At 60.8% G+C, this 23929-nt stretch carries 24 protein-coding genes and 1 pseudogene; 11 read left to right on the forward strand and 14 right to left on the reverse strand.

Annotated elements, in window-relative coordinates:
• Window positions 1–92: 92 nt before the first annotated feature.
• The 4 genes from FBX99_RS25735 to FBX99_RS25750 form a co-directional block, all read right to left on the reverse strand.
• Window positions 93–3818, reverse strand: a complete 3726-nt coding sequence (locus tag FBX99_RS25735; protein ID WP_178112073.1) for a calcium-binding protein — start codon at window positions 3816–3818, stop codon at window positions 93–95.
• 96 nt (window positions 3819–3914) lie between these two features.
• On the reverse strand, window positions 3915–4544 hold the full coding sequence (locus FBX99_RS25740; RefSeq protein WP_144929628.1) for a LysE family translocator: 630 nt from the start codon (window positions 4542–4544) through the stop codon (window positions 3915–3917).
• A gap of 62 nt (window positions 4545–4606) precedes the next feature.
• Window positions 4607–5956 (reverse strand): NCS2 family permease, encoded by a 1350-nt coding sequence (locus FBX99_RS25745; protein WP_144929627.1) that lies wholly within the window; start codon window positions 5954–5956, stop codon window positions 4607–4609.
• A 252-nt stretch (window positions 5957–6208) separates the two neighbouring features.
• On the reverse strand, window positions 6209–6640 hold the full coding sequence (locus FBX99_RS25750) for a MarR family winged helix-turn-helix transcriptional regulator (protein ID WP_144929626.1): 432 nt from the start codon (window positions 6638–6640) through the stop codon (window positions 6209–6211).
• Window positions 6641–6722: 82 nt separating this feature from the next.
• Here FBX99_RS25750 and FBX99_RS25755 point away from each other — a divergent pair, with 82 nt between their 5' ends.
• Window positions 6723–7889: a PLP-dependent aminotransferase family protein gene (locus tag FBX99_RS25755; RefSeq protein ID WP_144929625.1), complete on the forward strand. Its 1167-nt coding sequence runs from the start codon at window positions 6723–6725 to the stop codon at window positions 7887–7889.
• A gap of 149 nt (window positions 7890–8038) precedes the next feature.
• Here the strand turns inward: FBX99_RS25755 and FBX99_RS25760 are convergent, their stop codons facing one another.
• From FBX99_RS25760 to FBX99_RS25780, 5 genes are all read right to left on the reverse strand, one after another.
• Entirely contained in the window at window positions 8039–8410 is a 372-nt protein-coding gene (locus tag FBX99_RS25760; protein ID WP_144929624.1) for a glutathione S-transferase N-terminal domain-containing protein, read from the reverse strand.
• Between the two features lie 103 nt (window positions 8411–8513).
• Window positions 8514–9059 (reverse strand): GTP cyclohydrolase I FolE, encoded by a 546-nt coding sequence (gene folE / locus FBX99_RS25765; protein ID WP_003204506.1) that lies wholly within the window; start codon window positions 9057–9059, stop codon window positions 8514–8516.
• A 77-nt stretch (window positions 9060–9136) separates the two neighbouring features.
• Window positions 9137–9694 carry a Smr/MutS family protein gene (locus FBX99_RS25770; protein ID WP_144929623.1) on the reverse strand — a complete coding sequence of 186 codons (558 nt, stop codon included), beginning with the start codon at window positions 9692–9694 and terminating at the stop codon, window positions 9137–9139.
• 74 nt (window positions 9695–9768) lie between these two features.
• The gene (locus FBX99_RS25775; protein ID WP_139648980.1) at window positions 9769–10089 is read right to left on the reverse strand and encodes a hypothetical protein; all 321 of its coding nucleotides are present in this window, start codon (window positions 10087–10089) and stop codon (window positions 9769–9771) included.
• Window positions 10090–10210: 121 nt separating this feature from the next.
• Entirely contained in the window at window positions 10211–10801 is a 591-nt protein-coding gene (locus FBX99_RS25780; RefSeq protein WP_144929622.1) for a cysteine hydrolase family protein, read from the reverse strand.
• 253 nt (window positions 10802–11054) lie between these two features.
• Between FBX99_RS25780 and prmB the strand changes: the two genes are divergently transcribed.
• On the forward strand, window positions 11055–11963 hold the full coding sequence (prmB, locus tag FBX99_RS25785) for a 50S ribosomal protein L3 N(5)-glutamine methyltransferase (RefSeq protein ID WP_144929621.1): 909 nt from the start codon (window positions 11055–11057) through the stop codon (window positions 11961–11963).
• Between the two features lie 98 nt (window positions 11964–12061).
• Here prmB and FBX99_RS25790 read toward each other — a convergent pair whose 3' ends face one another.
• On the reverse strand, window positions 12062–12850 hold the full coding sequence (locus tag FBX99_RS25790; protein WP_144929620.1) for a hypothetical protein: 789 nt from the start codon (window positions 12848–12850) through the stop codon (window positions 12062–12064).
• 99 nt (window positions 12851–12949) lie between these two features.
• On the reverse strand, window positions 12950–13915 hold the full coding sequence (locus FBX99_RS25795) for an alpha/beta hydrolase (protein WP_145133340.1): 966 nt from the start codon (window positions 13913–13915) through the stop codon (window positions 12950–12952).
• 142 nt (window positions 13916–14057) lie between these two features.
• Between FBX99_RS25795 and aroC the strand changes: the two genes are divergently transcribed.
• From aroC to mtnC, 5 genes are read left to right on the forward strand one after another with little or no spacing between them, the layout of a single operon-like run.
• On the forward strand, window positions 14058–15149 hold the full coding sequence (gene aroC / locus FBX99_RS25800; protein WP_144929619.1) for a chorismate synthase: 1092 nt from the start codon (window positions 14058–14060) through the stop codon (window positions 15147–15149).
• Between the two features lie 34 nt (window positions 15150–15183).
• On the forward strand, window positions 15184–16329 hold the full coding sequence (locus tag FBX99_RS25805; RefSeq protein ID WP_144929618.1) for an MFS transporter: 1146 nt from the start codon (window positions 15184–15186) through the stop codon (window positions 16327–16329).
• On the forward strand, window positions 16326–16946 hold the full coding sequence (locus FBX99_RS25810) for a methylthioribulose 1-phosphate dehydratase (RefSeq protein ID WP_145133333.1): 621 nt from the start codon (window positions 16326–16328) through the stop codon (window positions 16944–16946). Before FBX99_RS25805 ends, FBX99_RS25810 begins: the two co-directional genes overlap by 4 nt.
• A gap of 18 nt (window positions 16947–16964) precedes the next feature.
• Complete coding sequence (locus tag FBX99_RS25815; protein WP_041021543.1) at window positions 16965–17510, forward strand: acireductone dioxygenase; 546 nt, start codon at window positions 16965–16967, stop codon at window positions 17508–17510.
• A 4-nt stretch (window positions 17511–17514) separates the two neighbouring features.
• A complete protein-coding gene (gene mtnC, locus FBX99_RS25820; protein WP_144929616.1) occupies window positions 17515–18198 on the forward strand; it encodes an acireductone synthase in 684 nt (227 codons plus the stop codon).
• A gap of 128 nt (window positions 18199–18326) precedes the next feature.
• Here mtnC and FBX99_RS25825 read toward each other — a convergent pair whose 3' ends face one another.
• Window positions 18327–18605, reverse strand: a complete 279-nt coding sequence (locus tag FBX99_RS25825; protein ID WP_041021541.1) for a DUF3509 domain-containing protein — start codon at window positions 18603–18605, stop codon at window positions 18327–18329.
• A 349-nt stretch (window positions 18606–18954) separates the two neighbouring features.
• Here FBX99_RS25825 and FBX99_RS25830 point away from each other — a divergent pair, with 349 nt between their 5' ends.
• From FBX99_RS25830 to FBX99_RS25845, 4 genes are all read left to right on the forward strand, one after another.
• Entirely contained in the window at window positions 18955–20781 is a 1827-nt protein-coding gene (locus FBX99_RS25830; protein WP_145133335.1) for a long-chain-acyl-CoA synthetase, read from the forward strand.
• 95 nt (window positions 20782–20876) lie between these two features.
• Complete coding sequence (locus FBX99_RS25835; RefSeq protein ID WP_144929614.1) at window positions 20877–21395, forward strand: ankyrin repeat domain-containing protein; 519 nt, start codon at window positions 20877–20879, stop codon at window positions 21393–21395.
• Between the two features lie 160 nt (window positions 21396–21555).
• A complete protein-coding gene (locus tag FBX99_RS25840) occupies window positions 21556–22086 on the forward strand; it encodes a hypothetical protein (protein WP_145133336.1) in 531 nt (176 codons plus the stop codon).
• Window positions 22087–22157: 71 nt separating this feature from the next.
• Complete coding sequence (locus tag FBX99_RS25845; RefSeq protein WP_041021537.1) at window positions 22158–22349, forward strand: PLDc N-terminal domain-containing protein; 192 nt, start codon at window positions 22158–22160, stop codon at window positions 22347–22349.
• Between the two features lie 47 nt (window positions 22350–22396).
• Here the strand turns inward: FBX99_RS25845 and FBX99_RS25850 are convergent, their stop codons facing one another.
• Both FBX99_RS25850 and FBX99_RS29050 read right to left on the reverse strand, forming a co-directional pair.
• On the reverse strand, window positions 22397–23584 hold the full coding sequence (locus tag FBX99_RS25850) for an MFS transporter (RefSeq protein ID WP_145133338.1): 1188 nt from the start codon (window positions 23582–23584) through the stop codon (window positions 22397–22399).
• Window positions 23585–23702: 118 nt separating this feature from the next.
• Window positions 23703–23929, reverse strand: a pseudogene (locus FBX99_RS29050) (IS110 family transposase); the annotation flags it as partial.

Here is a 23929-nt window from a genome sequence, read left to right on the forward strand (position 1 = left end):
GTCGCCTTGAAGATGTTCATGGAAAAAAACCGCACAGGTGCACTACATATATATTGCGTTGGAACTAAATATCAGGAAAAACCTGCATGAGGTTATGTTGGGTCGGAAAGGAGCTTGTCCGGCGAGAGTATCCAGTTCATATAAGGTAACTCTCTGGCAAACGTCGGACCCAAGGCGATCGCCTGGGCGAGCATCAACGACCTGCTCAGCGTTAAACCTTCTACCAACCTGGTACATTGTTCCCGCAATGAACGCAGGGCCTCGTCGCTCAGCGGGGGATGTTGGCTGAGGCCTTCCCGGGCCACCTCCTGATAGATCTTGAGATGATGGTCGCACAAGTTTGTTTTTCTAAGATCCAGTGCCGTGATGACACGGGACTTATTCGTGTCCAGGGTCCACTTGCGTGTTTTGAAGTGATAGCTGAGGGTGCCGGGAGCGCCATCTTTGACGGCAACATTGAAGACTCTTAGTTGTTCGGACGACAACTTGGAAAGTTCCACGGGTAACGTGACATCGGGGTCGAGTGGGGGCGCAAAGTACCGACCGTCCAGCGCTTCTACATAAACGCTTTCGAACAAGCTATCGACCGCATACACGATACCCTGTGCAGTGATGACGCGTATCTGGTCCACAAGGTCGTCCACTTCATAAGTGGGAAGATGAATGACCGTTCCGCCGATTTGCAACAGGTTGGATGCCAGTTTTATCTCGACCTGGCCGAGCTGCGTGGCGTCGAATTCCCACCGGGAGGCCTGGGGTAACCGGGGATTGGCGCTGGCCAGTGCGCCTGGCGTGGAGAGGCGTAGTGTCATGTTCGGGCCCAGGTGGACAAGGTAGCTGGAACCTTGGCCAATCAGGACTTCGACACCCGTTTGTACAGCGGCTGAAGTGAGCAGGGCGCAGGTCGCCCGGTTGCCCATGTAATAGGGCTTTTTATCCAAGGGCTGAAGATAGGCGTATTTCCTTTTTGTCGGCGTGAGTGGCAGTGGTATTTCCGTTTTCCACTTCACCGGATCCTTGTCTATGAACGTATTGTCCAGCAACAAACCATAGTCGGGAGACGGTAGGGCCAGACGGTAGGAGGACCCGTCATTCAAAATCAGGATGACCGTATGATTCGGACCGAGGGCGGAAAATGCACGTCGCCCCGTAGCGGGTTGTCGAGCGGTATAACGCTCATCGGAGCTGGCCAGGTTATTCACGATGATCCGGCGATTGCCACAGTGCAGCGTCAGGCCGCACGCTCCATACTTCACCGTGTCCGATTCGTCTTCCCGAATGACATGGGCGCTGTAGTGGGCTTCGATCCGTGTCAGTTCGGAGTGGGCGTAGTCCAGATGGAGTGTGGTGGAGAATTCACTTTTTCGTTTGACGTTGAGTGTGGTCAGTTCGATCAGACGGGAAACGTAATAGCTCGTATCTTTGTCGTGGGCGATCGATTGCTCGCTTTTGTCATTCAGGATGGCCGGGTTTCGTGGCGTTCCTTGTTGCACCATGACGGCTTCGATGGCGAGCCAGTTGCCGTTTTCGATGTTGTCGGGCAGGTCAGGTACCCAATGGAAACCATCTTTTGTGATGAACGTCAGTTTGTCGTTTTGTAAGGACCGCGGGTATGCAGTGTCGCCATAGACGTTGTTGACGGTGACCTTGCGCGCGTCCCAATCGTTCGAGTCGAAGCCCGAAACCAGCACCAGGTCGCCTGCTTCAATTGCCCAGCTTTCAATCAGGTCCGCTCGCCAGTCCAGTGCGATGACGCTGTTACCTACGCCGTCTTCGGTGATCGATACATGTCCCGGTTTATGAGCGATGGTGTAGACGTCCTCGCCAGGGCCTCCAGCGGCCTCGCGGTTATTACCCCCGAGGATGGAGATCTGGTCATCACCCGCGCCGGCCTCGATCGAATCGTTACCGCGGGATTTGATGATGTTCGGACCATCCGTACCCTTGATGACGTTCGTCCCGCCCTCAAGCAGTTCGACATGTTCAATGCTCTCAAGGACGCTAGAGCGATAGGCGCCGCTCGCTGTTCCATGAGCGGCTTGGGTGATGACGCTGACTTGCCCGGCGGCCAGGTCTACCTGATAACCCAGTGGTGGCTGCTGATTGTCGCTGGGACCGCCCGCTAGAATCAGCGTGTCATTGCCTGCTCCACCTACCAGGCGGTTAGGTCTGGGCGCCGCGTTCCCGGCGACGATCTCGGGCGCTCCCTCGAAAATGAACACATCATCCTTCGTGCCGCCGGTCAGTGCCTTGACGCCTCTTCCGTAATGGAAGACGTTGGGCTTGTTTTCAACGCCCAGAACAGTATCGTTGCCGCCGCCGATGGACCAGTGAATGCCTTTGTGGTCTGCCGTCGCTCCCATGACTGCGCCGGGTGTCTCGGCCGTAACGCCGCTGCGTGCATCGATCCAGTCATCGCTGTCCTTGAGCCGGGGACGCACGGCGGTTGCCTGATACCCTTCCCCGGTCCACCAATTCCAGGTGTTGTAGGTGACCCGTTCGAGTTCTACGGTGAACTTGCCATTTACGATCGCTTCAGTGCTGTCCTTCAATGGTCCCCTGAGGAGGTGCAAGGCATTGGCCTGGAGTCGCTTCGTCTGTTCTGCGGTGGCCTTGGCGACGGTGTAGCGCTCCTGGATATCGTCATCGGGGCTGATCGTCCAGAAGGCGAACCAGCCCGTGCGAAGGCGCTCGTGGACGGTGAGTTGTATGTAATCGTCGATTTCATCGACTTGGCGGATCGCGCCCCAGATCTGTGAGCCTATCACCAGGATAAGCCCGGCGGCCAAGCCCGCGGGACCCGCTGATGTGAACCCGGCCAGCGCCGCGACACCGAGGGTCACGGCCATGGCGGCACTGGTCACGCTCAAGGCTGCGTTGACGTAGTGGTCGGTGGCCTCGCGGCCGGTGGAGCCGGCGGCGGCCTTGAACGAGTCGACCGCAGCGATGATATCGAAAGGCAGTGTGAGCACGCTGGCAATCAGGCCGCTTCCACGCGCCAGCCGGATGGCAAAGGTCGTTTTGGCGAAATCCCCGAGGGAACGCTGGCCGGCCTTGATCATCTGGGTGGCTTGGCGAGTGACCAGTGCTTCGACACCGATGGACGCCACTTCGGCGGCCACGCTGGCCCCGTTGAAAACCGTCTGGTAGGCATCCTTGTCTCGGATGGCGTCTTGCAGACCCCGCAAGCCGCTGTAGATTCCGAAGGCTTGCAGCCCCAGGCCCGTGGGAATGAGGGCCTGGCTCTTGGCCTGGTTGATCCAACTGGATGACCGTTGCACCAGCGCTTGGGTGTCGAGGTGTCGGGCCGCGCTCAACAGCCTTTCAAGTGTGTTTCGATAACGCCCCGGCTCAGTCTGGGTTTCAGGTTCTTTGCGCAACAATGATTGCGCGGAGCGTGACCTCTGGCTGGCCAGTTCGAACAGCAACGTTGGCAGTCGATAGTCGTTTGCGTCGCCGGTGAGTCTTATACGGGTTTCGATGTCACTGGCATTGAACTGCAGTGAGTTCAGGAAAAAGCGATTGGGGATGCGAAAAAAAGTATTCTCGCCGTTCAGGGGCTGTCCGTCGGTTGTTGCGCCGAGTGCATTCAAAGCTGAACGGGTGACCGCCACGGAACCGATATGGAACGGGCCGTAAAGTTTATCCACAACTTCAAGTTGCGCCTGTCGTTGCTTGAGTTCTGAACTGAGCTGCGATTGATTGGCAACTTTGAAGTCGAGCGTTTCGGTTGTGCGCGCATTGGCGTGCAAACCTATATCCGTAATGACGATGCCTTGCTCGGCAAACACGGAGGGGGGTTGAATGACCTTGGCCATTGTGAACGTCCTTGTTCAACGATGATTGAATGGCCCTCTATGTAAGATGTTTTCCTGGACGGTGTATATCGATGGGTTGTTGCCTCGTTTTGCCACTCAGTGGGCGGACAATAACGACGCTGCGCCCGCGCCGCCAAACAAGCCTGCACTGATGCGATTGAACCAGCTCTGGCCTTTACCGGTACGCAGGTACCGCGCCGCGCCATGGGCGCCGAGGCCGTAGGCCAGCTTGCAGAGCAGGTCGAGGACGGTCCAGGTGGCGATCATGATCAGCAGTTGGGGCAGCAGAGGTTGCCCGGCGCTCAGGAACTGCGGCAGGAACGCGGCGAAAAACAGGATGTCTTTCGGGTTGCTGGCGCCTAGCACGAATGCCCGGCCAAACAGCGCGCGAAAGCGCGGGACGGTGGCGGCCTGGGGCACTTCGGCGCCTTGGGAGGGTTGTCGCGATTGCTGCCAGCTCTGCCAGGCCAGGTAGAACAGGTACAGCGCGCCGACGATCTTCAGGGCACTGAACAGTTTTTCCGAGGCCAGCAGCAGTGCCCCAAGCCCCAATGCCGAGGCGCTCAACAAGCAGATCGAGGCGATCACTCCACCCAGGAATGCCGGGTACGAGCGACGCAGGCCGTAGTTCAGGCTGTTGCCGATCATCAACAACGACAGGGGGCCAGGGATGAGAATCACCACCAGTGCGGCGCCACTGAACAACAGCCAGGTTTCCAGATTCATTGCTTTGCTCCTGATATACAAAAGCCTCACCCGATGGGTGAGGCGGGTGGACACGGTGTCGCTTACAAGAAGATGAACTTGGCGATAAAGATCGCGCAGAGCACCCACAGGCTGACGGAAATTTCCTTGCGTTTACCGGTGCCAGCCTTGAGTACCACGTAGGTGATGAAACCCAGTGCGATACCGTCGGCGACCGAAAAGGTCAGGGGCATCATGATCGCCGTGACGATGGCCGGAATGCTGTCGGTCGGCTCGTCCCATTCGATATGGGCCATACCGCCCATCATCAGCATGGCGACGTAGATCAAGGCACCGGCGGTGGCGTAGGCGGGGATCATCCCGGCCAGCGGCGCGAAGAACATAGCGGCAATAAATAGCACGCCGACGGTCACTGCGGTAAGCCCCGTGCGGCCACCTGCCGCGACACCGGCAGCGCTTTCCACGTAGCTGGTCACCGGCGGCACACCGACCATGGCGCCGAACACGCTGGAAGCGCTGTCGGCCTTCAGGGCGCGGGAGAGGTTCTCGATCCGGCCATCGGCCTTCACCAGCCCGGCACGCTGAGCCACGCCCATCAAGGTGCCGGCGGTGTCGAACATATGCACGAACAGGAAAGCCAGCACCACGCTGATCATGCTGACGTTGAACACCCCGGCCACATCCATCGCCATCCAGGTCGGCGCCAGGCTCGGTGGCGTCGACATCACACCGTTGTATTGCACCAGGCCCAGGCCCCAGCCGGCCAGGGTCACAGCGATGATGCTGATCAGGATCGCACCGAATACCCGGTGATAACTGAGCACGGCAATCATCAGAAAGCACACGGCGGCGAGCAGCGGGCCGGGTTCACGCAACGAGCCGAGCCTGATCAGGGTGGCGGGGCTGTCGACGATGATCCCGGCGGTCTTCAGGCCGATCAGTCCGAGGAACAACCCGACCCCCGCGCCCATGGCGAACCGCAGGCTCACCGGAATGCTGTTGAGCAGCCACTCACGGACCCGTGACAGGGTCAGGATCATGAACAGCACGCCGGAAATGAACACCGCGCCCAACGCGGTTTCCCAGTTATAGCCCATGGTGCCGACCACGGTGTAGGTGAAAAAGGCATTCAGGCCCATGCCCGGTGCCAGGCCCACCGGCCAGTTGGCATACAGGCCCATCAACAGGCAACCGAGGGCGGCGGCGATGCAGGTGGCGACGAACGCCGCGCCGTGGTCGATACCGGCATCGGCCATGATGTTGGGGTTGACGAAAATGATGTAGGCCATGGTGATGAAGGTCGTCAGGCCGGCGATCAGCTCGGTCTTCACCGTGGTGCCATGCACGCTGAGTTTGAAGATGCGTTCCAGCCAGCCACTTCGTAGTGGCGGCGAGAGGTCCAGCGTCCGGGCTTCGGGTTTGCGGCTTTCCACAGCGAGTACTCCTCAACAGTTTTATTGTTATTTCCGGCGTTGCAGGCCTTGCGGGGGGAGGCTTGCGCGCCTTGAGGCAGGTAAGGCTGGCGAAGTAGTTGACCTTTTGGTCAGAAACTCGCACGAAGCGGATTATGCTTTTGTATACAAATAAAGCAAATAATGTTTTATGGTTTGTGGGCGAAATGTCCGGCGATAGAGATATATCGCCTGGTAGGACGCTATCGCGAGCAGGCCCAGGCAATACCTGAGCTAAGCCTTCCCCAACCCCAGGTTCACCGCCAACCAGCCATTCACCGCTTCCTCCCCCGCCTCGGCAAACACCCGTTCCAGCAACTTCACCTGCTCGCGCCGCAACGCCTGTTCGAACCGCGCGCCTTCCTCCGTCAACGCCAGCAGCCGCTTACGTTTGTCGGTCTCGGAGGCGACGCTGTTGACCAGATGCATTTCCATCAACTGCCGCAACGGCATGTTCAGGGCCTGCTTGGTGACCCCCAGCAGGGCCAGCAATTCTTTCACGCTGAGGGACGGATACCGGGCAACGAAGAAAACGATGCGCTGATGCACCCGGCTCAACCCACGACGCTCGAGCATTTCATCGGCTTTGGCGGTGAACGCCTGGTAGCCGAAGAAAAACGCTTCCATGGCCATTTGCTGGGAAGTCGGGTTTTTAAGGTCAATCATATTGACGTATCCAGAGAGGTCGGAGTAATTTCAGTCAACAAGTTTGACTCATTTCCCCAATGCCTCGCTACAGGTGGTCCCCATGGCTTTTTCCGAACGTGTCTCGCGCCTCAAAAGTTCTTTGATTCGAGAAATCCTCGCGGCGGCCCAACGCCCTGAGGTGATGTCGTTCGCTGGCGGTCTGCCCGCCGAAGCCATGCTGCCGAAAGTGGAGTGGGACGCTATGCCCCTGACCATGGGCCAATACGGCATGAGCGAAGGGGAGCCGGCCCTGCGCGAAGCCCTGGCGGCGCAGGCACGGGCGTTGGGCCTGGCTTGCGAGGCAAGTCAGGTGCTGGTGGTCAGCGGCTCGCAGCAGACCCTCGACCTGGCGGCGAAGCTGCACATCGACGTCGGTACCGAGATCATGTTGGAAGCGCCGACCTACCTGGCGGCGCTGCAGATTTTCCAGCTGTTCGGCGCCGACTGCATCACCGTTCCCTTGCAGGCCGATGGGCCGGACCTGAGACAGTTGCGGGCACGCCTGGAACAGCATCGACCGGCGTTCATCTACCTGATCCCCACGTTCCAGAACCCTTCGGCAGTACGCTACAGCGAGGCCAAGCGCGACGCGGTGGCGGCCTTGCTGGATGAATTCGACGTGACCCTGATCGAAGACGAACCCTACCGCGAACTGACCTTCGACGGCGGCAGCGCCACGCCGATTGTCAGCCGCTTGAAGAAAGCCAGTTGGATCTACACCGGCACCGTTTCGAAAACCCTGTTGCCGGGGCTGCGGGTGGGTTACCTGATTGCCAGCCCGGACCTGTTCCCGCACCTGCTGCGGCTCAAGCAATCGGCGGATCTGCACACCAATCGCATCGGCCAATGGCAGGCACTGCAATGGATCGGCAGCGAGAAGTACCGCAGCCATCTCGGCGAGTTGAGGGATTTCTACCGGGATCGTCGTGACCGGTTCCAGGCTGCATTGCACACGCATTTTTCCGACATCGCGGACTGGAACATGCCCCAGGGCGGGCTGTTTTTCTGGCTGACCCTCAAGCAACCGCTGGACACCCGCACGTTGCTCGCTGCTGCGCTGGCGGCGGATGTGGCGTTCATGCCGGGAGAGCCGTTTTTCCCTGAGCCGGATCAGCATCCGGGGCACTTGCGCTTGAACTTCAGCCACATCGACCCGGCGCGGATGGATGAAGGGCTCAAGCGGTTGGCGGGGGTGGTGCGGGCGGCTATGGCTGCGCAAGCTGCCTGATATCAGGAAATCTTACAGTGGTTTTGCTGGCCCCTTCGCGAGCAAGCCCGCTCCCACAGTGGACAGGGTGAACACGAATGTGTATTCAACGACGATCCCTGTGGGAGCGGGCTTGCTCGCGAAGAGGCCCTGAACACACCACTCATCTATCAGGCTGCCGAAAACCGCTTGTCCAGGTAATCAATGATCACTTTGGATTCATACATCCAGGTGGTCTGCCCATTCTCTTCGATACGCAGGCACGGCACCTTGATCTTGCCGCCTTGCTCCAGCAGTGTCTGGCGATCCTGTTCGTTGTTCTTCGCATCGCGCAGGGCCACCGGCACGTTGAGGCGGCGCAGGGTACGGCGGGTTTTCACGCAGAACGGGCACGCGTGGAATTGATACAGCGTCAGGCTGCGGGCGGCCTGGTCGACCTGCGCCTGGGCATCGGCCGGGCGTTGTTTCTTGCCAGGACGGGTGATGAAGTCGATGAAGATGATCAGTTGGCCCAAACCAACTCGAAGCGCTTTGACGATCACGGTATAAGCCTCGCGGCAGGGAAGAAGAGGGCGCGCAGCTTACCTGATTTTTCACGGGCGAAAAAAAACCGGCGATCGATGCCGGTTTTTCTCGAACGACAGCTTACTTGATGAGGCTGAGGAACTCGCTGCGGGTCGCGGCGTTTTCACGGAACTCACCGAGCATCACCGAGGTGATCATCGAAGAGTTCTGCTTTTCCACACCGCGCATCATCATGCACATGTGCTTGGCCTCGATCACCACCGCCACGCCCAGAGCGCCGGTGACCTGCTGGACCGCGTCGGCGATCTGGCGGCTGAGGTTTTCCTGGATCTGCAGGCGACGCGCATACATGTCGACGATCCGCGCTACTTTCGACAGCCCCAGCACCTTGCCGCTCGGGATGTAGGCCACATGGGCCTTGCCGATGAACGGCAGCAGGTGATGCTCGCACAACGAGTACAACTCGATGTCCTTGACCAGCACCATTTCGCTGTTGTCGGAGCTGAACAAGGCACCGTTGGTGACTTCTTCGAGGGTCTGTTCGTAACCACGGCAGAGGTACTGCATGGCCTTGGCAGCGCGCTTGGGCGTGTCGAGCAGACCCTCGCGGGAAACGTCCTCGCCCAGTTGGCCGAGAATCGCGGTGTAATTCTGTTCCAGAGACATGAAACTACCTGTGGGATTTTACGCAAAGGGCAAGGGTACGGTGGCGGACACGGCGCTGCAAGCTCGGCAATCGAGGGCTACTCGTCGCGGCCTTCCATCATGGTGCGCTTGAGCATCACGTACACCGCCCCGGCGCCACCGTGTTTCGCCTGGCAGGAGGTGAAACCCAGCACTTGTGGATGCTGGCGCAGCCAGGTGTTGACGTGGCTCTTGATCATCGGCCGCTTACCATCCAGTCGCACGGCCTTGCCGTGGGTGACGCGCACGCAGCGGATCTCGAACTTCGTGGCTTCGGCGAGGAAGGCCCAGAGGGTTTCCCGGGCTTTTTCGACGCTCATGCCGTGCAGGTCGAGGCTGCCTTCGAAGGGAATCTGGCCGACCTTCAGCTTGCGCATCTGGCTTTCCTGGACGCCGTCCCGGGCCCACATCAACTCGTCTTCGGGACCTACGTCGATCACGAACTGATCGGACAATCCGTCCACGGCCGTGGCATCGGCGCGCACGGTGGCGGCCTGGCGCAGCTTGGCGATCTGTGCGCGGTCGGCTTTGGGTTTGCCGGTGTCGGCGCGATCGTGTTTGATCGGTTTAACGCCCTGGATCGCACTTTTGAACAGGGAAAAATCGTCGTCTTGCATGTCAGCCTCCGCGAAGGCCGATCAGTTTACCGAAGTCCGGCGGGATCGGGCGCGACAAAACGTCGGATGGCGGGTCAGTCGTGCTTTTTCATCAGGTGCGGAGCCATGGCCAGTTCCAGGGACTGGCGGGCGCGACGGCGGCAGCGGCGCCAGAACCAGACACCCAGCCACAGGACCAGGAGACCCACGGCCAGAATGATCGCCGAACCAAGCGGGGTGGCATTCAAGTCGCCCAGCGCGGGCGGGCGGCCCAACAGGCTGGCGGCACCGGCCATGGCCAACAGGACGCCGAGTGTTGCCAGAAGCGCCGCGATGGCCGCGCCAAAACGAAACCGCCAGTTGCTCGGGCCTTTGGGCCGCAAGCGACGTGCGTCAAAACCATCGGATAACTTCATTCCGATCTTCCTCAGTGGGTATCGGCCCTTCGACCGGAAGATGTTCGGGTTGTTCCTGAGGCTAGAGCTAATGAGAGTCTTTTGCGGATGAGCGGCGGACGCGGCCGCTCATCGAGGGCAATCAGATCAAATCGTGGGTCAGGGCCAGGGTGGCGAAGTTATCCGCCATGATCGCCATTTCGGTCTGATGCACGTGTTCGGCGCTCAGGACGCCGCCCTTGTGGGGCAAGTCGCGGGTGGCGCAGGCGTCTTCAACCAGGGTGCAGCGAAAGCCCAGGTTCTTGGCGGCGCGAACGGTAGTGCTGACGCTGGAATGGCTCATGAACCCGCAGACGATCAGGTCCAGGGGGCCAAACTCTTCCAGGCGCTTTTTCAATTCGGTGCCATGGAAGGCGCTGGGCAGCAGCTTGCCGATAATGGTTTCGTCACCCTGGGGTTCGAGGCCTGGAATGAATTCGCCGCGCTCACCCTGTGGATCGAACAGCCCGCCATGGGTGCCCAGGTGGCGCACGTGGACGATCGGCCGGCCGGCGGCACGGGCCGCGCCGAGCAATTGCCTGATGTTCGCAACCGCTGCATCCATGCCGCTCAGGGCCAGGGGGCCGGCGAGGTATTCTTTCTGGGCATCGATGATGATCAGGGTCGCTTGACTCAGGTTGGCCGCTGCGTAACCACGACCGCTGAGTTGAAACATCGTTTTTGGAACGGACATTCTGGGGCTCCTTCGGGTGGGGCTTTTGCGACATTGTCCTCTGGCTGAGCGGTTCTGTGAATCGCTTCCATCGCAAGCGCCGTCGTTGCTGGCCTACAGCCTTGTCAAGATGGCTGTCTTGTTCAATGGTGAGTGCAAAAAACGGAAGGTTCCTACGAGTGCTCTGGCGTTTTCAGTCGTCCTTGAGGCACGTTTGGGTGGCGGCGCGTTTGGCTGTTAGACTCGCCAGTCGTTTTTTCTGGAGTTTGCCGCCGTGATCACTTCCCGTCTTCGTACCCTGCGCGACCATATCCGTTGGGCCGTCAGCCGTTTCCATGGGGAGGATCTGTTTTTCGGCCATGGCACCGACAATGCGTGGGATGAAGCCCGCCAGTTGGTGTTGGGCGCGCTGCACCTTCCGTGGGAAATCGCCGACAGCTACCTGGATTGCAGCTTGGAAGACGACGAATTGGTCCATGTGCAGCGCCTGTTGCAGCGACGTATCGCGGAGCGGATCCCTGCGGCCTACCTGTTGGGCGAGGCCTGGTTCTGTGGGATGTCATTCATTGTCGACGAACGCGTGCTCATTCCGCGCTCGCCCATCGGTGAACTGATCGAAAAACGCTTCGAACCCTGGCTGGCCCAGGCCCCTGCGCGAGTCCTCGACCTGTGCACCGGTTCCGGCTGCATCGGTATCGCTTGTGCCTATGAGTTTCCTGAGGCCGAAGTGGTGCTGGCCGACCTGTCGTTCGAGGCGCTGGAAGTGGCCAACCAGAACATCGAGCGCCATGGCGTCGATGAGCGGGTATTCACTGTCCAGGGCGATGGTTTCGACGGTCTGCCGGGGCAGCGTTTTGACATGATCGTGTCGAACCCGCCCTACGTCGATGCGGAAGATTTCGCCGACATGCCCCAGGAATACCAGCATGAGCCGGAGCTGGGTCTGGCCTGTGGCGATGACGGCTTGAACCTGGTTCGCCGGATGCTGGCCGAGGCGGCTGATCATCTGACCGAGAAGGGGTTGCTGATTGTCGAGGTGGGCAACAGCCAGGTGCATGTCGAGGCGTTGTACCCCGAAGTCGATTTCGCCTGGCTGGATTTCGAACGCGGTGGGCATGGCGTGTTCATGCTCAGCGCGGAGCAGTGCCGCCAGCATCAGGGGCTGTTTGCTTCGCGGGTTTGATCCACAGCTTTTGGGATTTATCCCAAAGCCTACTGGCGGAACACAATACCTGTGGGAGCGAGCAGGCTCGCTCCCACAGGATCACCCAGTGCGCCGTCTTAATGCCGCGTCGCAATCCAGATCAGCAAACCCGCCTGGAACATGGCGAACGCCACAAGGCAGGTGATGGTGAAACGCAGGCCGGTGTCTTCGCGCTTGAACTTGTTGACCTTCTCCTCCTGCTGCTTGAGCTTGACCTCCTGTTCCGCCAGGTTCTGCTCGGCCTGTTGCAGCATTTGCGCGGCTTCGAGGATTTCCACGAACTGCAGCTTTTCGGTATTCCAGTCACCTTTCAGGTCACCGACCTGGGCATCCTTGACGCTGCCCTTGAGGTGCTGGGCGTCGGCATACACCACCTCGAAGCCATGGGCTTGCAGGAATCGGTCGCGGCGCAGTCGGGTGTCTTCGTTCAGCGCGTCCTTGTTGTTCAAGTCGGTGCCGTCGACCCGGTAGCTGGACCAGCGCTTCTTGGCCCACGTAATGGCCTGGGCCGCGAGGAAGCGGCCGATGCCGCGGTTCATCGGCTCCGTCTGCAGGCTGTCCGGGGAAAAATGCAGGCGCTTTTCGACGTGATCGGCCCAGACATCCAGGTGGTTCTGTTCCTTGCGCACGCGCTGGCCCGGCAACTGGATGCTCATGCGCAACAAGCTGCGTTCCTTGCTGTGGCGCTCGGCGTAGCTGAATTCGACAAACCGCAGCGGCCGCGCGCCCGTGGCACGGTCCGTCTTGAGCGGGGCCAGCCGGAGCATCTTGTGGTGCTCGGCTTGCACGTCCGCCCATGGCAGCTCCGCCGCCGGTGTGGCGGGCGTTTCGGCGGTGGTGTCGGGTGAAGTTTCAGTCTCAGTCATAACGGCGAAATCCTGTCCTGGCCGGCTCGTCGGCAGCCAATGCGCTGTCCGACACCGGTCTATCGGCCGTTTTTTCCAGGACTGGAGGGCTAAAAGCGTTTAACGGGCCGCTATCGAGTCAATAAAGGTCAGGATATGAGTGCCGAGCGCCGCCGCCAGGGGCAGGTCGGGGCTTTTATAAGATGCCAGTTGCTGTTTCTCGTCGTTGGGCACGATACGCAACACGTGGTTCATGCCCCCGATCAGCGCCAGTTCGGCGTCGGGTTTGGCCGCCTTCAATTGCCGGGCGTCATCGACGCTGACCTGGATGTCATGACTGCCCTGGATGATCAAGGCCGGCACTTTCAGCGCCGCGAACGCTTGGGACGGATCCTGGCGGAACAGCGAGATCAGGTACGGCTGCACGCTGGGGCGGAAAATGAACTGCAACTGCGCCGGCACGTTCGCATCGACGCGACCGGCCTTGAGGCTGTCCAGCAGTTCATTGCTGCGCAACATCAGCGGCGGTGGCAGGCGGCTGCCCAATTGCTGGCGCAGCACCTGGTCGATGGGGCGGGCACTACCGGCCACCGAGATGACCGCTGCCGCATTGGCCTGGGGCGCGGCGAGGCTGGCGATCAATGCGCCTTCGCTGTGGCCCAGCAGGATCAATGGGCCCAGCCGTGGGTCGGCGGCCAGCTTGCGGCTCCAGGCGACGGCGTCGGCGACATAGGCCTCGACGCTCAGGTCGCGTTCGTCCGGTGTCGCGGCCAGGCTGGCGGCCACGCCGCGCTTGTCATAGCGCACGCTGGCAATGTTGTGCTTGGCCAGGACCCAGGCCAGGCGCTTGAGACTGTCGTTGCGCCCACCCTCGGGGTTATTGCCGTCGCGGTCCGTAGGCCCAGACCCGGAAATGATCAGGACAACCGGCACCGGCGTGTCGGATTTAGGCAGCAACAGTGAACCGAAGAGTTCCCCATGGCCGGTGTCGAGGCTGATCGGTCTTAACAGGACCGTCGCCTGGGCCAGGCTGGAAAACAGACTGATGAACAGGGTAAGGCTCAGGACACGCAGGTTTAGCATCATCACGCCACTGGTTGCGAAGGTGCCGGTTGGACTGACGGCCACCGATAAGGTTCGAGGATGAACTACGCAGTCAGCCTGCGTATACTGGCGCCGATCAAGAATCCCAGATTGAGTTTCTCAGCGATTTCACGGAGCACCCTGCATGTCCGGCAATACCTACGGCAAGCTGTTCACTGTCACCACCGCGGGCGAAAGCCATGGCCCGGCGTTGGTCGCCATTGTCGACGGCTGCCCGCCGGGCCTGGAGATTGCCCTGGAGGATCTGCAACGTGACCTGGATCGCCGCAAGCCCGGTACCAGCCGCCACACCACCCAGCGCCAGGAAGCCGATGAAGTCGAGATCCTGTCCGGCGTGTTCGAAGGCCGCACCACCGGTTGCGCCATCGGCCTGCTGATCCGCAACACCGACCAGAAGTCCAAAGACTACTCGGCCATCAAGGACCTGTTCCGTCCGGCCCACGCCGACTACACCTACCACCACAAGTACGGTGAGCGCGACTACCGTGGCGGCGGCCGCAGTTCGGCCCGGGAAACCGCGATGCGCGTGGCGGCCGGGGCGATTGCCAAGAAATACCTGGCCAGCCAGGGCATCGTGATCCGTGGCTACATGAGCCAGTTGGGCCCTATCGAAATTCCGTTCAAGACCTGGGATTCAGTGGAGCAGAACGCCTTTTTCTGCCCCGATCCGGAAAAAGTGCCAGAGCTTGAGGCCTACATGGACCAACTGCGCCGGGACCAGGATTCGGTCGGTGCGAAGATCACCGTGGTGGCCGAAGGGGTGATGCCCGGCCTTGGCGAGCCGATCTTCGACCGCCTCGACGCCGAACTGGCTCACGCGCTGATGAGCATCAACGCGGTGAAAGGCGTGGAAATCGGTGCCGGTTTCGCCTGCGTCGCCCAGCGTGGCACCGAGCACCGCGACGAACTGACCCCGCAGGGCTTCCTCAGCAACAACGCTGGCGGCATTCTCGGCGGCATTTCCTCGGGCCAGCCGATCGTGGCGCACTTGGCATTGAAGCCAACGTCCAGTATCACCACGCCGGGCCGCTCCATCGACATCCACGGCAACCCGGTCGATGTCATCACCAAGGGCCGCCACGACCCGTGCGTCGGTATCCGTGCCACGCCGATCGCCGAGGCGATGATGGCGATCGTGTTGATGGATCACCTGCTGCGCCATCGCGGCCAGAACGCCGATGTACGGGTCAGCACCCCGGTGTTGGGTCAGCTTTGATGGCTGACCTGCCGACCGCCGTGGCCTGACGACCATGGCGGCACTGCCGTACTGGCGGCTTTCCAGTTTCTATCTGTTCTATTTCGCCCTGCTCGGTTCGACGGCGCCGTTCCTGGCGCTGTATTTCGATCACCTGGGATTCAACGCGGCGCGCATCGGCGAGCTGGTGGCGATTCCCATGTTGATGCGCTGCGTGGCGCCGAACATCTGGGGCTGGCTGGGGGACTACACCGGCCAGCGCCTGGCAATCGTGCGGTTTGGCGCGGTCTGTACATTGCTGACCTTTTCCCTGATTTTCATCGACAAGAGCTACGCCTGGCTGGCGATGGTCATGGCCTTGCACGCGTTCTTCTGGCATGCGGTGCTGCCACAGTTCGAAGTCATCACCCTGGCCCACCTGAGCGCGCAGGCCTCGCGCTACAGCCAGATCCGCCTGTGGGGCTCCATCGGGTTCATCATCGCCGTGGTCCTGCTGGGCCGGTTGTTCGAATGGCTGAGCCTGGACATCTACCCGCTGGCGCTGGTGTTGATCATGGGCGGCATCGTGTTCGCCAGCTTCTGGGTGCCCAATGCCCAACCGGTGCAGGGGCCACGGGTGGTGGGCGACGGATTCCTGCGCCAGCTGCGCAACCCCGGTGTGCTGGCCTTCTACGCGTGCGTCGGTCTGATGCAGATGAGCCATGGGCCGTATTACACCTTCCTGACGCTGCACCTTGAGCGGCTGGGTTACAGCCGTGGGGTGATCGGCGTGCTCTGGGCCGTGGGCGTGGTGGCCGAGGTGCTGGTGTTCCTGGTGATGAGCCGGATCCTGGCGCGGTTTTCCGTGCGGCGGGTGCTGCTGGCGAGTTTCCTGCTGGCGGCTTTGCGCTGGTTGCTGCTGGGCTCATTGGCCGAATTTCTCTGGGTGCTGTTGTTTGCCCAGGTGCTGCATGCGGCGACCTTCGGCAGCTTTCACGCCGCTGCCATCCATTTCGTGCAACGTAGTTTCGGCTCCCGCCAACAAGGCCAGGGCCAGGCGCTGTATGCCGCGCTGGCCGGTACGGGCGGGGCATTGGGCGCGTTGTATTCCGGCTATAGCTGGAACGCCTTGGGCGCCACCTGGACTTTCAGTATCGCCAGCGTCGCAGCCTTCGCTGCAGCCGTTATCATTGCCACACGTATGCAAGAGGACAGGCCATGAGCCTTACCCGTGAACAGCTTGCCCGGGAAATCATCGACGCCGGGCGTTTTCTGTATGGCCGCGGTTGGTCCCCGGCCACCAGCAGCAATTACTCCGCCCGTCTTGCCCCTGACCAGGCCTTGCTTACGGTGTCTGGCAAGCACAAGGGGCAGTTGGGCGTTGACGATGTGCTGGCCACTGACCTGGACGGCAACAGCCTGGAACCGGGCAAGAAACCCTCCGCCGAAACCCTGTTGCACACCCAGCTCTACCGCTGGCGCCCGGAGATCGGCGCGGTGCTGCATACTCATTCGGTGAACGCCACGGTGCTGTCGCGCCTGACGGCTGAAGCGTTCATCGATTTCGAAGACTATGAACTGCAGAAAGCCTTCAGCGGCGTGTCGACCCACGAGTCCCGGGTGCGCGTGCCTATTTTCGACAACGACCAGGACATCGCCCGCCTGGCCGCCAAAGTGCAGCCGTGGCTCGACGAACATTCCGATTGCGTGGGCTACCTGATCCGTGGCCACGGCCTGTATACCTGGGGGACACGCATGAGTGATGCGTTGCGCCAGATCGAGGCGTTCGAATTCCTGTTCGAGTGCGAGCTGAAAACCCGCGCACTCCTGAACCGTTAATTTGCTGGAGCCATTGCCATGAGCAGCCTGTCCGTTTACCACGTCTCGAGTCCCGACATCCCGAACAAGGTGTTGACCCACTTCGAAGACATCGCCGCGACCCTGGCCGAACAGGGGGTTCGCTTCGACCGTTGGGAGGCCGCGACGAAAATCCAGCCAGGCGCGACCCAGGACGAAGTGATTGCCGCCTACCGGAGCCAGATCGATCAATTGATGACCGAACGTGGCTACATCACGGTCGATGTCATCAGCCTCAATAGCGATCATCCGCAAAAAGCCGAACTGCGCGCCAAGTTCCTCGATGAGCATCGCCACGGCGAGGACGAAGTGCGCTTTTTCGTCGCCGGGCGTGGCCTGTTTACCCTGCACATCGATGACTACGTTTACGCCGTGTTGTGCGAAAAGAACGACCTGATTTCCGTACCAGCGGGCACACCGCACTGGTTCGACATGGGCGAGCATCCGCACTTCGTTGCCATTCGCCTGTTCAACAACCCGGAAGGCTGGGTCGCCAAGTTCACCGGCGACGACATCGCCAGCCGTTTCCCACGCCTGGAGGACTGAGCCCGTGTCGATCAAAGCCATACTCACCGACATCGAAGGCACCACCAGCGCGGTCAGTTTCGTCTTCGACGTGCTGTTTCCCTACGCTGCGCAGCATTTGCCGGCGTTTGTCCGTCAGCACGCCGACCGCGGCGACGTGGCCGAGCAACTGGCGGCGGTGCGCCAGGACAGTGGCGAGCCGGACGCTGACGTCGAGCGGGTCATCGCGATTCTGCTGGGCTGGATTGCCGAAGACCGCAAGGCCACGCCACTCAAGGCGTTGCAGGGCATGGTCTGGGAGCAGGGATATCAGGCCGGGCAATTGAAAGGACACGTGTACCCGGATGCGGTCGAGGCCCTCAAGCGCTGGCATCAGGCAGGCTACGGGCTCCATGTGTATTCATCGGGGTCGATCCAGGCGCAGAAGCTGATCTTCGGCTGTTCAGAGGCCGGCGACCTGTCGTCGTTGTTCAGCGGTTACTTCGACACCACCTCAGGGCCCAAGCGCGAGGTGCAGTCCTATCAGCGGATCAGCCAGGCCATAGGCATTGCGCCGGATGAAATCCTGTTCCTGTCGGACATCGTCCAGGAACTGGACGCGGCCCGGGGGGCTGGCATGGCGACGTGTGGATTGGCTCGGGAGGGAGGAGCGCTGGAGGGGCATGTCACGGTAAAAAGTTTCACCGATATAAATCCCGAGGGTTTCTAAGGACCACCGCAAACCCTGTGGCGAGGGGATTTATCCCCTGGTTTTAGGGCTGCCATGCAGCCCAGCGGGGATAAATCCCCTCGCCACAAAAGCCCAGTTGAGGGAGCCCAACTGGGCGAACTTCAAGCTCAAGCGCTGTGGTAAGTCGGCAGCGCGAAGCGATGCTGGCTTTGCAGCATGGTGATCTGCGGCAGCTCGCTGGCCTGTTCGGCCAAGTCACGACGGATAGCACTGATCACCCAGGACAGCTGGTCCCCTGCGTGCAACTGGGCGTAGGAAATCGAGCGTTTGAACTGTTTGCCTTCGCTATTGCGCAATGTCAGCAGGATGCCGCCGTCCGGGCGAGCTTGTGTAGTCACTTCGTAGTTGGAAAACAGGGACGCGAATTTCTCTTGAATCATATTCATATGACTGCTCCTTGGTGGTGGCAAACCGTGGAGGAGCAGTTGCACTGACCATGCCAGCATTGGATTCGTTATAAATTCCTTTAAAAACAATAAGTTAATTTTATGTAGCTTTTTTGCTTTCGTGCATCTTGCATGAATAGCCATCGTGCATCCTGCATTTTGCGTGGTCGGGCAATCATTTTTGGAACCAAATCGATTCCTGACGCTCACGCTTCGCCTGTCCCCGGCAGCGGATACAAAACATTGCAAAAACCGCGTGTACAGCAGAACAACCGCTGGGTACTTTCGACCGACCATCGCTGCCAGCCGAGAGCAGGAACCGAGACCCGCAGGTTGAACGGGGAGTTTCATGAGTCGTACACCCAGCGACGCCATTACCTGGGGCATGATGCTGCGCAAGCTGCCTTCGCTCTTCAGAGTCGTTCCCCGGATCATCAAGGGCCACAAGCTCGCCAATGTCCGGGACCCGGCCCAGCCCTGTGGCCTGGGCTGGAGTTTCGAACAGGCCACGCAACGTAATCCCCAGGGCCCGGCGTTGCTGTGCGGCGACATTTCATTGAGTTATGCACAGGTCAACGAGCAGGCCAATCGCATCGCCCACTACTGGTTGGCGCAGGGCATCGACAAGGGCGATTGCATTGCGATCTTTCTCGAAAACCGTCCACAACTGCTGATCACACTGCTGGCGGCGGCAAAGGTCGGGGCGGTCAGCGCCATGATCAACACCTCGCAAACGGGCGACGCGCTGGTCCATAGCTTGGCGCTGGTTGCGCCGGCCGCTGTGGTGGTGGGGGACGAACGGGTCCCGGCTTTCGAGGCGGTGCGCGGCCGGACCGCTTTGCCGAGCGTTCGCACCTGGTGGCTGGCGGACGAGCACGGCGCCGCTGTTCCTTGCGGTTTCGTCGACCTGCTGGGCAACAGCGAGGACTACCCCAGTACCAACCCGGCCAGCAGCCGCCAGGTATTTTTCGACGACCCGTGTTTTTATCTCTACACCTCGGGCACCACTGGCCTGCCCAAGGCCGTGGTGTTCCGCCATGGGCGCTGGATGCGCACGGCCGTCCATTCTGGCCTGATTGCCCTGGACATGCAGCCCGACGATGTCTTCTATTGCCCTTTGCCGCTGTATCACGCCACGGGACTGTGCGTGTGTTGGGGAGCGGCGATCAGCGGTGCGTCGGCTTTTGCGATCCGGCGCACCTTCAGCGCCGGTCGGTTCTGGAGCGATGTACGCCGTCATCGGGCGACCACGCTGGGTTATGCGGGGGAGTTGTGCCGCTACCTGATTGACCTGCCGGCCAGCGGCGAAGACCGGCACCATGATGTGAAGAAGATGATCGGCACTGGCCTGCGGCCGGGCGCCTGGGCTGCGTTCAAGGCCCGCTTCGGTGTCGAGCACATCTGTGAACTGTACGCGGCCAGCGACGGCAATATCGGCTTCAGCAACCTATTGAATTTCGACAATACCGTCGGGTTTTCCCTGACGGGCTGGGCGCTGGTGCGGTACGACCAGGGCAGCGGGATGCCGTTGCGCAACCTGCAAGGGCGGCTGCAGAAAGTGCCGAAGGGCCAGCCTGGCCTGTTGTTGGCGCGGATCGATGACAAGGCGCCTCTGGATGGCTACACCGACGCGGCCCGGAACGAAGAAAGCCTCTACCGGGATGCCTTCACCCCGGGCGACCTTTATCTCAACACCGGCGATCTGCTGCGTGACCTGGGTTTTGGCCATGGCCAGTTCGTCGACCGTCTCGGCGACACGTTCCTCTGGAAGGGCGAAAGCGTATCCGCCACGCAGGTGGAGAACGTCTTGCTTCAGCACCGGCAAGTGGCCGAGGCGGTGGTCTATGGGGTGGAGGTCAACGGTGTCGACGGGCGCGCCGGTATGGCGGCGATCACCCCGTCCGAATCGCTGGCAACCCTGGATTTCAGCGAACTGTTGCAGTTTCTGCAATCCAGGCTGTCGGCCGGTGCGGTGCCACTGTTCCTGCGAATCAAGGTGAAGATGGACATCACCGACACCTTCAAATACCACAAGACCCGGCTCAGGCGCGAAGCCTTCGACCCCTGCGTCATAGACGATGAGCCGATCTACGCCTGGCTGCCCGGCACTGGAACCTATGTGCGGGTCGACCGCCAGTTGGCGATGCAGATCCAGGGTGGGCGGTTCTGCTATTGATTGTGGCTATAACAGGTACAGAGAAAAAGGGGATGACAGGCCCTGCGTCGCTCGGGAAACTAGCCGCATTCTCGAAGACTCAAGTGGAGTACCCCATGTCCGATACAAGCCGCCAGATGACCCCGGAAGAGGCCGCGGAATTTGCCGAACAGGTGTTCAACGTGGCGCGCCAGGGGGACGCCGCGATGATGGCGGCCTTGCTGAGCAAAGGCTTGCCGCCCAACCTGCGCAACCACAAGGGTGACACCTTGCTGATGCTGGCCGCTTATCACGGTCACGTGGAAACGGTGAAAGTGTTGCTGGAACACAAGGCCGATCCGGAAATCCGCAACGACAACGGCCAGAGCCCGATTGCCGGTGCGGCATTCAAGGGCGACCTGGCGGTGGTTTCGGCGTTGGTGGACGGTGGCGCACAGGTGGAAGGCGCGTCCTTCGATGGCCGCACGGCGCTGATGATGGCGGCGATGTTCAACCGGGTGGCAATCGTCGACTATCTGATTGGCAAAGGCGCGGATCCGAAGGCCAAGGACGCCAACGGTGTCTCGGCCCTCGATGCGGCTCGGACCATGGGGGCGGTGGATACCACGGCGCAGTTGGAGAAGTTGTTGGGTTGAGGCTGCTTTTGTGGCGAGGGGATTTAGCGAAATGTCGCCCGCCCCGCACCCTGACCACTCGGTGTGTCAGAATTGGGGGCTGCTTCGCAGCCCAGCGGGGCCGTGTGACGCTTCGCTAAATCCCCTCGCCACAGTAATCCCTCGCTAAAGGATCCACCCAATGAAAGCCGCACTCGTCGAACTCATCAGCAAAATCAGCTCCGGCTGCCTGGGCGATGCCGACATTGAAAGGATTGCCGACGAAGCAGCCCAGGCCTATGCCGATCCGGCGGCTTTCCTGGCGGCCAACCCGGACATCAACTACGACGACACCTTTCCGATTCCCCTGGGTGAATGGGTGGTCGTCGGCAGCTTGCCGGACACCGTACTGTTCCAGGCCGACACCTATGTGCAGTTGTTCGAGCAGATCGTCGCGTCTTTCGGCCCCGGCGTGGCATTCAATCTCAAGCCCACGCAACTGGCGAAAACCGAAGCGCTGACGGCGCTCAACCGCATCCAGATCCAGATGAGCAGCCTGAACAAGGAAAACGGCGGCTACGTGCTGATGAACTTCAGCCAACTGCTCGACGATGAATTGCAGATGGTGTTGGTGTACGGCAACGACGTGCCGCGGGTGCTGGAGTTGGGCGCGCAAGTCGGCATCGCCGTGGCGCCCGCCCTGGAAGCCCTCAAGATCGCGGTCCACGTCTGAAGCAATCCAACGGAACCCTCGCTGGAGGCGGACTATCCTAAGTGTGCATGTCATCACTTGGGAGCGACACCATGGGTTCCACCTTCAATGGCCTGGTTGGCCTGATCATCCTGGCGCTCGATATCTGGGCGATCATCAATGTACTCAAGAGTGGCGCGGAAACCGGGATGAAAATCCTCTGGGTACTGCTGATCCTGCTGTTGCCGGTATTGGGTCTGATCATCTGGGCGATTGCCGGGCCGCGAGGCAACGTGCGGGTTTGACGGTTCCGCTGCGGCGCCCGGCAGGTTTCGCCCGCCGGGCTTCTATCTCAGGCCGCTGCCAAGGCGTGCTTCTGTGACGTACCAAGAAAGCGCAGCAGGGCCAGCAGCGGGAAAGCACTGCCAATGATCACCACCCACAGCCAGCCGCCATGCTCGTACACCGCGCTGGCAATCGACGAACCGAAGGCACCGCCGACGAAGATGCTGGTCATGTACAGGGCATTGAGCCGGCCGCGGCTTTTGGCATCCAGGGCATAGATGGTGCGTTGGCCCAGCACCATGTTCATCTGCACACAGAAGTCCAATACCACGCCGGTGACTGCCAGGCCGATGACGCTATAGAGCGGATGGATGAACGCCGGCAGGAAACTCAGGCTGGCAAAGAGCATCGCCAGCAGCGAGGCGATGCGGGTGTGACCGGCGTCGGCCAGTCGCCCGGCAATGGGGGCGGCGATGGCGCCGATGGCACCGACCAGGGCGAACAGGGCAATCTCGGTCTGGGACAGCCCATGGTTACGCGCAAGCTCCAGGGGGGCGGCAGTCCAGAACAGGCTGAACGTGGCGAACATGCAGGCCTGGTAAAGCGCCCGTTGGCGCAACAACGGTTGTTGGCGCAGTAAGGTGCCGAGTGAGCCCAGCAGTTGCCAGTAGGTGGCGCTGTGGTCGGGCTGGCGCTTGGGTACGGTGAACGCCAGGACGAGGCTGATCGCCGCCATCAATGCCGCCGCGATCATGAACATCGCGCGCCAGCCAAGGTAATCCGCCACCACGCTGGAGACCGGCCGTGCCAGCAGGATCCCCAGCAGCAACCCACCCATGATCCCACCCACCACCCGACCCCGGGACGCTTCCGGGGTGAGATGCGCAGCCAGGGGAATCAGCACTTGCACCGACACTGAACTGAACCCCACCAGCAGCGAAACCAGCAGGAACACATTTGGCTGATCGGTGAACGCCGCACCCAACAGGCTGGCGATCGCCACGAGGGTGGTGAGGATCATCAACCGGCGGTCTTCCAGCAGATCGCCCAGCGGCACCAGGAAGAACAGGCCCAGGGCGTAACCGATCTGGGTCAGCGAGACGATCAGGCTGGCCATGGTGCTGGACAAGCCGACGTCGGGGGCGATCAGGTCGATGATGGGTTGAGCGTAATAGAGGTTGGCAACGATGGCGCCGCAGCAGAAGGCGAACAGCAGGACCATGCCTCGGGTCAGGGCGGGGGAGTTGGCGGTCATGGGAATTCCGTCAATGACTAGTAAGGAGTGCGGGCAAGGCTAAAGGCTGTGCCGGCTTTGGGATAGTCGCCTGGATTGATAACAACCATGTCCGGGATTGATGCGACTGTGGGAGATTCTATGTTGCAGGACAACCCTGCAACATAGGCTTCGGCTGGTATTCGTCCTGATTTTTCATCAGGGCAAATGCCACTCGGCAAAGCTTGCGGGCGAGCACCACCAACGCTTGGGTTTTTGAAAATCCTCTGGTCAGGTACGACTCGTAAAAGGGTTTCCAGTGAGGCGAGCGAGACGCGGTCATGGCGGCAATGTGTGCTAATCGCCGTATCTCTGGATCGCCTTTTT

This window comes from Pseudomonas sp. SJZ074 (genome assembly GCF_007828215.1).
Classification (GTDB): Bacteria; Pseudomonadota; Gammaproteobacteria; order Pseudomonadales; family Pseudomonadaceae; genus Aquipseudomonas.